This is a genomic window from Mesorhizobium sp. M7A.F.Ca.MR.176.00.0.0, from assembly GCF_004023165.1.
Taxonomy (GTDB): Bacteria; Pseudomonadota; Alphaproteobacteria; order Rhizobiales; family Rhizobiaceae; genus Mesorhizobium.
Window position 1 is genome coordinate 32,022 of sequence record NZ_RZTC01000060.1, and the last position, 8,168, is coordinate 40,189.

The 8,168-nt window shown below is 60.9% G+C and carries 7 protein-coding genes; 5 read left to right on the forward strand and 2 right to left on the reverse strand.

Annotated elements, in window-relative coordinates; translation table 11 throughout:
• The first annotated feature begins 132 nt into the window (after nucleotides 1-132).
• The gene (locus EOB59_RS20215; RefSeq protein WP_236382848.1) at nucleotides 133-1,005 is read left to right on the forward strand and encodes a phytanoyl-CoA dioxygenase family protein; all 873 of its coding nucleotides are present in this window, start codon (nucleotides 133-135) and stop codon (nucleotides 1,003-1,005) included.
• A gap of 89 nt (nucleotides 1,006-1,094) precedes the next feature.
• Here EOB59_RS20215 and EOB59_RS20220 read toward each other — a convergent pair whose 3' ends face one another.
• On the reverse strand, nucleotides 1,095-1,994 hold the full coding sequence (locus tag EOB59_RS20220) for a LysR family transcriptional regulator (RefSeq protein ID WP_127810990.1): 900 nt from the start codon (nucleotides 1,992-1,994) through the stop codon (nucleotides 1,095-1,097).
• Nucleotides 1,995-2,122: 128 nt separating this feature from the next.
• Here EOB59_RS20220 and EOB59_RS20225 point away from each other — a divergent pair, with 128 nt between their 5' ends.
• The 4 genes from EOB59_RS20225 (at nucleotide 2,123) to EOB59_RS20240 (ending at nucleotide 6,580) form a co-directional block, all read left to right on the forward strand.
• On the forward strand, nucleotides 2,123-3,760 hold the full coding sequence (locus tag EOB59_RS20225) for an ABC transporter substrate-binding protein (RefSeq protein ID WP_128289085.1): 1,638 nt from the start codon (nucleotides 2,123-2,125) through the stop codon (nucleotides 3,758-3,760).
• A gap of 662 nt (nucleotides 3,761-4,422) precedes the next feature.
• The gene (locus EOB59_RS20230; protein WP_281061726.1) at nucleotides 4,423-5,625 is read left to right on the forward strand and encodes a polysialyltransferase family glycosyltransferase; all 1,203 of its coding nucleotides are present in this window, start codon (nucleotides 4,423-4,425) and stop codon (nucleotides 5,623-5,625) included.
• Nucleotides 5,626-5,812: 187 nt separating this feature from the next.
• A complete protein-coding gene (locus EOB59_RS20235) occupies nucleotides 5,813-6,181 on the forward strand; it encodes a hypothetical protein (RefSeq protein ID WP_127810991.1) in 369 nt (122 codons plus the stop codon).
• A gap of 183 nt (nucleotides 6,182-6,364) precedes the next feature.
• Nucleotides 6,365-6,580 carry a hypothetical protein gene (locus EOB59_RS20240; RefSeq protein ID WP_127810992.1) on the forward strand — a complete coding sequence of 72 codons (216 nt, stop codon included), beginning with the start codon at nucleotides 6,365-6,367 and terminating at the stop codon, nucleotides 6,578-6,580.
• A gap of 232 nt (nucleotides 6,581-6,812) precedes the next feature.
• Here the strand turns inward: EOB59_RS20240 and EOB59_RS20245 are convergent.
• On the reverse strand, nucleotides 6,813-8,168 hold a 1,356-nt coding region (locus tag EOB59_RS20245), incomplete at its 5' end, for a chromosome segregation SMC family protein (protein WP_164895697.1).

Below are 8,168 nucleotides of genomic sequence, written 5' to 3' on the forward strand. Positions count from 1 at the left end.
GCGACCAATCCACCTTTGACGCCCCGCTCAATTTCCCGATAATCGGGAAAGTCGATGCCAAAATCGATGGCTTATCGCCGGCAACCCCTTCGTTACGATCGACACGGATCACAGACAGGGGTTGTCACGGACATGCTGACGGACAGGCAGGCACGCGAGGCGGTGGAGCAGTACCGCGAGGAAGGATACGCGGTCGTTCGACAATTCGTCGACGGCGACGAGATGATCCGGCTGAAGAAGGAAACCGATGCGGTCTATGCCGAAGGCCTCAAGCATCACGCCACCTTCCGGCACGGCAACCTGAATTTCCAGATCCTGCCTGAATCGGACTTTGGCCAACGCTATGTGCTGCAGGCTTACTGGTTTTCCTGGATCAATTCCTATTTCGAAGAATTCCGCCGCAATCCCGACTATCTGAAGCTGCTCGAGAGCCTGATCGGCCGTGACATAAGGCAGATCGCCCAACAGCTGCACTGGAAGCCGCCCGGCGCCAATGTCACGGGTTATCGCTTCCACCAGGATTTGCGCTTCCGTAACCAGGCGGCCTTCGACAATGTCGCCGACGCCACCGTGACAACAGGCCTCGCGGTCGATCGGGCGACGCTGGACAATGGCTGCCTTCAGGTCGTGCCCGGCAGCCACAAGCTCGGCTATCTCGGCCTGTCGGACGAGGGAACCGGCGAGCTGATGAAGGGCCTGACCGCCGAAGAAGAGTTGCGCAAAGTCGGCATCGACCCGGCGACCATCGTTCCGCTGGTGCTAGAGCCGGGCGACCTTGCTTTATGGGGGCTGCTTACCGTGCACGGCTCCTCGCCCAACAAATCGCAGCACGACCGGGCCTTTGCGCTGTCCAGCTATGTGCGGGCCGATACGACGCAACGTGGCGAATGGGCGTTCAGGGACGGCGTTTCGGTGCCGCTCGGCAAGACGCCGGCACTGTGCAAATACGAAAAGCTCTTCGAGGAGCCGGGACCGATGTACGACACCACCGCCTGGTGGAAATGACGCTGCCGCGTCGGGCGGCGGGGGCAGAGGGGGCCTGGCGTTCGCGCCAGGCCCCTGGCGGAGTTGGCCATGGACAATCGGGCAGCATTTCAGGCGGTGAAGTCGGCCGACAGTTCGCGGATCAGGAAATCGACGAACGCGCGCACCTTGGCCGCAATATAGGTGCGGTGCGGATAGAGCGCGTAGATCGGGCTGGAGCCGGGGCGAAACTCATCCAGTTGCACTTCCAGCCGGCCGTCCCTGATCGCAGCGTCGACCAGGAGGCTGGGCAGGTTGCCGATGCCGAAACCGGCGGTAGTCATCTGGTAGGCGGCCTCGACGCTGTTGGTCGAGATGCGCCCGCCGATAGCCGCATCGAAAGGGCCATCGGGTCCGATGAATGGCCACGTGCCAAGGCGCTTGGCGAAATTGCTCAGCACGCAGGAATGGCTTGCCAGCTCATCCGGGTGGACCGGACGGCCGTTTGCATCCCAATAATCGGGCGTGGCGCAGACATAGTTGCGGACTTCACCAAGCCGGCGCGCAATCAGGGCGGAATCCGCCTGACCGCCGAAGCGGATGGCCACATCATAGCCTTCCTCGACAATGCCGACGACATAACGCGCGGTGAGGTCGAACTCGATCGTGGTGAGCGGGTTTTCTTCGAGGAATTTCGGCACCAGCTTGGTTATGCGCGTGTGGCCCAGAACATTGGAGCAGGAAACCCGGATCAGGCCGCGCGTCTCCTTGTGCAGGCCGCGCGTCGAATCCTGCAGTTCGGATATGTCGTCGAGCAGGCTGCGCGCACGCGGAGCATAGTCGCGGCCCGCCTCGGTGAGGCTGAGACGCCTTGTGGTGCGATTGATGAGCCGGACGCCAAGGTCGTCTTCCAGTTCCTTGATGGTACGGCTGACGGCCGTCGTCGACATGTTGAGATCGCGCGCCGCCGCCGACAGGCTGCCCAGCAGGCAAACCCGATCGAACACCCGCATCGCCGTCAGAAGATTCATCTTGCCTTCCCCTCGCCGTCGCGGCCCCGCCGCCATCGGCTGCGTCCTGTAGAAAACAGCGCCCAGCAACGACGCGGCAAGGGCATTCCACCGAATTTGGGCGTAAAATCAACAATGGGAGAACCGATATGACATCCAGACCTCTTCATCCCGCGATCGGCACATTTGCGAAAGGCGCGAAGAGCGGCGCGCTTGGCCGCCGCGAGTTCCTGGCGCTGGCCAGCGCCTTCGGCGCCAGCACGGCGATTGCCTACGGGCTCATCGGTCAGCCGGTCCCGGCGCGAGCCGAGGAAGCCGTCCAACCCAGGAAGGGCGGCGTGGTGCGTGTTGCCATGCAGGTGATGGAGCTGGAAGACCCGCGCAAGTTCAAGGTTTCGCAGATGGGCAACATCGCCATGCAGTTTCTCGAACCGCTGGTGCGCTGGAAGCCGGATTTCACCTTCGAGCCGGTGCTGCTGCAGAGCTGGGAGATCAATGCCGACGCGACGGAATATGTGCTCAAGGTGCGCCCGGGGGTGAAATGGTCGAACGGCGACGATTTCACCGCCACGGATGTTGCCTTCAACATCACGCGCTGGTGCGAGAAGGATGCCGCCGGCAACTCGATGGCCGGGCGCATGACCGCGCTGATCGATCCCGACACCAAGGTGGCGCGCACTGGCGCCATCGAGGTTCGCGACGGCCACACCGTGGCCCTGAAACTGGCTCAGCCCGACATCACCATCATCCCAGCGATGACCGACTATCCGGCATTGATCGTCCACCACACATTCAATCCGAAGGCGGCGCCACTGTCGGCCAACCCCGTTTCCACGGGCCCGTTCGAACTTAAAAGACTCGATGTCGGCGTTGCTGCCTCGGTGCGCAAGCGGCCGGACGGGTCGTGGTGGGGCGGCGAGGTGTTCCTCGACGGCATCGACTGGACCGACTACGGCACCGACTCGGCCGCCACCGTCTCCGCATTCGAATCCGGTGAGATCGACCTGAATGGGCAGACGCAGTCCTATGACGTCGCCATGCTCGACAGGCTGGGCCTGAAGAAAAGCGAGATCGTCACTGCCGCCACCCTGGTCTCGCGCTGCAACGTCAACGCCAAACCCTATGACGACAAGCGCGTGCGCAACGCCATACAGCTTGCGGTCGACAACGAAGCGGTGCTGCAACTGGGCGCCGACGGCATGGGTATCGTCGCGCAGAACGATCATGTCGGACCGATGCATCCCGAACACGCCGACTTGCCGCCGATCAAACGTGATCCGGTCCGGGCCAGGGCATTGCTCGAGGAAGCCGGCCAGCTCGATTTCGAATTTGATCTGATCTCGGTCGAAGCCGATTACCGCAAGGAAAGCTCCGATGCCGTCGCCCAGCAGATGCGCGACGCGGGCTTCAAGGTGAAACGCACTGTCATCCCGGAATCGGCATTCTGGAACGACTGGACGAAGTATCCCTTCGCGACCACCAATTGGAACGCCCGACCGCTCGGCATCCAGACCTATGCGCTTGCCTACCAGACCGGTTCGGCATGGAACGAGACAGGGTTCGCCGATCCCGACTTCGATGCCAAGGTCCACAAGGCCAACGCCATCGCCGATCCGGAGCAGCGCCGTGCGGTGATGAAGGAACTGCAGGTCATGCTTCAGGATTCCGGCATCATCGTTCAGCCCTACTGGCGAAAGCTGTTCTGCCATATGAAACCTGCCTTGATGGGCTACCAGATGCATCAGGCCTATGAGCAGGACTTCACCCGGGCCTGGCTCGCGGCCTGATCGCGGGCAACCCTTCCGACAGGCGGCGCATTTTCCGGCGCCGCCCATCGCCTGCTCACCGGGAAAGTTGCGCCGAAGCTTCGGCATCAAGGGCGTTCGAGGAGCAGTGCGGGCTTCGCATCGGGCATGATGCGCAGGTGCGGCCACACGCGCCATACCTTGGCAGGTCGGCCGGAATCCCGGGCCAGCGCACCGGACCGGCTGGCACATCAAGCGTGTGAAACATTCTGGTTTCCGCCTCTGTCATCATCAAGCTCCGGTTCATGGCTGGAGCTTACTTTTGACTGATGGAAGTGAAACCCGCTTTCCCGGGCAACGACCTTCCCGAAAACCGGGAGAATTCGCGCTCTTGGTGCCGACAGGAACCGAAGCGGCAAGATCGAGCCGCATGAGCGGTCTGCCGCCGCCTGATGTTTATGCCGGATCTCAACAGGTCTCTGCCGCTCAATTGAACTGAATTCGCCTGCTTATTGCGCGGAACTCCAGCCTGTCTCGGGCGTTGGACGCCAATATCTGCAAGATATTTCCGGTCGACACGACAGGCAGTATTATGAAGCTGGCGAAACGCCCCGAGCCACACACGGTCTTCGGACATGAAGCAATTTTGCGGTTGAGATCGCGGAACATGCGGCGTTATTTCCATCCTATCTGGAGACCTTAAATTGCCAGTTCGAATATGCTGCGTCTTTGGCAGCTGGCAATTGCTCAGCCTGGTTGCCTCTCTTCGCCAGTCAACAATGGATGGAAGCTCCCCGGCGGATGAGGAGCATGAGGATTACCTTCTGCTCTATGAAACGGCCGGCGTTTCCGAGCATTTCAAGACCGGTCTTGCTGAACTTGCGTCTACAGTATGGACCTGGAAACGGGTCATATGGGCATACGACCTTCTGACGTCCGAGCGTAAATATGGGCAACTGCAAATTTTCCGGATTCATCGTCTGATCCGAGACACAATTGGCATCGACGCGAGTTCCGCGGTTGAAATCTGGGCCTGCTTCGTTAACCGGCCATCGGAAAAAATACTGCTGGACTCATACCCAGAAGCCAAGATCGTTTTGTATGAGGATGGCTTGACGTCATACCTTCCATTCGAAATATCAACCATGTCACGGCCGCCAGGCACCAGGTTTAGACGGCGCATCACCGGAGCCTTGATTGCAGGACTCTCTACAATTTCACCGGCGTTCCGACTGAGGAAAGCGGCCGACAAGATAGAAAGACACCATCTGAGACGGGTGACAAAGTTTTATTCTTTGCTCCACGAAATCCCCATTCACGATGCTCTGGAGAACGTACCAAGATTCCAGGTCGGCGCTTCGCTGATGCGCGACGTAATAGATGAAGCCTGCAGGGATGCGCTTTCCGACGGCAATGAACATTGCCGTGCGTCAGCCAACCCACGGATCCTGCTGCTCGGCCAGGCATTGTCGCGAAACGGCATAATGTCGTACGCGCAAGAGGCGGCGATCTATAGACGCATTGCGGAGCAGATCGTTGAGAGAGGATACGACGTCGTCTGGAAGGAACATCCCAGAATAAGCACGCCCTTCTTCCCCGAATTGCTGGATACCATCGGCAATGTGACGGCCGACGCCAGCACCAGGATCATGGAGGCGAACCTTCCGCACATATATCCGATAGAGCTTGTCGTATCCCGGATGAACATTGTTGGGTGCGTCTCCGGCACGTCAGCTGCCCTTCTCTACCTGAAGTGGCTTTACGGCATCAAAACATACACATTTGCGGAAACCTTGATCCCCCTGATGACTGGCGCGGATATTCTAATGAGCGAAATGGTGAAAGCCTATGCGGAGCCCTTTTCAGCACTCCACTCTTTGAACGAGACGCAGACGGGAATCCGTTGAACGGCGGCAACGCCGCGCTACGTCCCGGCGCATCAAGACCAGGATGAGGCGGAACAGACCTGGCTGAAAAGGCTCAAGCAAAAATTGCGGCTTTGAAAGACAACGCCGTCGATCTGAGTTTCAGCCTGAACCGCCAATACCGAGCTGGTTTCGACCTTCGCGGCGGGCAGGCACAGATTGGAGCAGAATGAGACTTCATCCAGCCGCCGAACGGATTGCTTTTTTCAGCACGCTTGTCGCTGTTCTTGTCCTTGCACTGGTGCCTATACCCGGACTCGAGGAGTACGGGATCGATATCGGTTTCCATTACGACAAGCTGAATCACGCCAGCGCCTTTGCCGTCATGACTTTCCTTGGAGGGCTCGGCTGGCCTGATCGCAAGGTCAGGCTGATCGTCTTCCTTGCAGTTGTTGGAGCGGCGATCGAGGTCCTCCAGGGCACGGCGCTGATACGACGTGATCTGGACGTGTCCGACTGGGTTGCCGATTGCGTCGGCATCGCGTGTGGCCTCGTGGCCGTGATCTGTGTGAACTGGATCTTGCGGCGCAGAGGTTGAGCCTGTTCTCAAGCCTTTGTGCACGGGGCCGATAGCCAGAGGAGTTCGCCCCCGGCTCCATTGACTCGGCGAAATCGGATTGCAACGGTCCGATCCGAGAGTGGGCGGTTTTTTCTACCTTGGCCGGACAGATGAAGCTTCGGGCGCGGCACCCAGGAAGCGCGCCATCAGTATTGAGGGACGATGACGATCAAGATCAGGCTTCCGGGTGGTGTGTTGAAGGTCAAGCAACGTCATGAGTTGCGGCGACGGGAGCACAAGGGCGAAGTCCCGGCCTGGCAGTTTGGCAAATATTTCGTCATCTGGTGGCCCAGTACAATTCCCGATCGACCCTCCAAGAGCTCGAATACTAACGAGGAGCTTGAAATGAACATTCCGTCGACTGGAGAAAGCACGTAAGCTCTATGCATCATGGCTTTGCGAATCAGATTGCCGGGGGCACACTGAAGGTGAAGACCTACCGCGAACTGCGTGATCGCGAGCGGGATCGCAGGGTGCCTGTGCTGAAACTGGGATCGCTCTATTTCGTCTGGTCCTCGGCCAAGCATCATTCGCACAGGCACAGTCCGCGGCCCTGACATTTTTTTGCCGGGCGAAAACCGCTTGCACACTTTTCCCAGCGCGACCTGGGTCAGCTTGCCTCGCGCATCGCCTCGGCCGCCTGCAGGTCCACCGACACCAGTTGGCTGACGCCCTGCTCGGCCATGGTCACGCCGAACAGCCGGTTCATGCGCGCCATGGTGATGGGATTGTGGGTGATGATGACGAAACGCGTCTCGGTGGTGGCCGCCATCTCGTCCATGAGATTGCAGAAGCGTTCGACATTGTGGTCGTCGAGCGGCGCGTCGACTTCGTCGAGCACGCAGATCGGCGCCGGATTGGTCAGGAACACCGCGAAGATCAGCGACATCGCCGTCAACGCCTGCTCGCCGCCGGACAGCAGCGTCATGGTCTGCGGCTTCTTGCCGGGCGGGCGGGCAAGAATTTCGAGGCCAGCCTCGAGCGGATCGTCGGATTCGATCAACTGCAATTCCGCCGTGCCGCCGCCGAACAGATGCGAGAACAGCCGCTGGAAATGGCCGTTGACGACCTCGAAGGCGGCCAGCAACCGCTCGCGGCCTTCGCGGTTGAGGCTCTGGATCGCCTGCCTGAGCTTGCGGATCGCCTCAATGATGTCCTCGCGCTCGGAGACGATCGCCTCCAGCCGGTCGGATAGCTCCTTCTGCTCCTCCTCGGCGCGGAGGTTGACGGCGCCGAGCCGTTCGCGCTCGATCTTCAGCCTGTCGAGTTGACGCTCGATCTCGGCCATCTCAGGCATCGGGCTGTCGGCCTCCAGACCGGTGTGGCGGATGACCAGATGCGGCGGCGTGTTCAGCGTTTCCTGGATGCGCGCCTCGATCTCCAGCCGGCGCTCGTCGGCCGCGGTCAGCCGCTCCTCGGCGCGAACGCGGGTCTCGCGCGCCTCGGCCAGGAACTGGATGGCGCCGGTGGCGGCCTTGTCCAGTTCGGATTGCCGGTTCTCCGCTTCCTGCAGACGGTCGGCCGCCGCCTTGCGCAAGCTCTCGGCCTCGGTGAGCTGCGACAGCAAGGCACGCCGCTTGGCGTCGATTTCATCGGGAGCATCGGCCAGCCGCTCGCGTTCGGCCTCGGCCTCGGCCTTGCGTTCGCCGAGCGATGCGATCTGCGTCGAGGCGTTTTCGGCCCGCTCCAGCCAATTGCTGCGCTCGGCGCCAATGGCATCGAGCCGGCGCGCGCGCGCCTCGGCTTCGCGCCGCAGCCCCTCATGCACCGCGCGCGCATCGGCAAGCGCGGCGCGGTCGCGGGCGACATTGGCCGAGGACTGTTCGAGCTGCAATTGCAGATCGCCAAGATCGGGCGCGTCCTGCAGCAGCATTTCCGCCTCGGCGAAGGCGGCCGAAATCTCCTCATGGCTGTCGACGATGCGGGCGCGCGCTTCATCGAGTGCGGCGCGCCGGCTCTGCAATTC

Bases quoted from the DNA above. Each gene is read 5' to 3' on its own strand.
- EOB59_RS20220 (WP_127810990.1), bottom strand. From the start codon at position 1,994: ATGAATCTTCTGACGGCGATGCGGGTGTTCGATCGGGTTTGCCTGCTG.
- EOB59_RS20235 (WP_127810991.1), top strand. From the start codon at position 5,813: ATGAGACTTCATCCAGCCGCCGAACGGATTGCTTTTTTCAGCACGCTT.
- EOB59_RS20215 (WP_236382848.1), top strand. From the start codon at position 133: ATGCTGACGGACAGGCAGGCACGCGAGGCGGTGGAGCAGTACCGCGAG.
- EOB59_RS20225 (WP_128289085.1), top strand. From the start codon at position 2,123: ATGACATCCAGACCTCTTCATCCCGCGATCGGCACATTTGCGAAAGGC.
- EOB59_RS20240 (WP_127810992.1), top strand. From the start codon at position 6,365: ATGACGATCAAGATCAGGCTTCCGGGTGGTGTGTTGAAGGTCAAGCAA.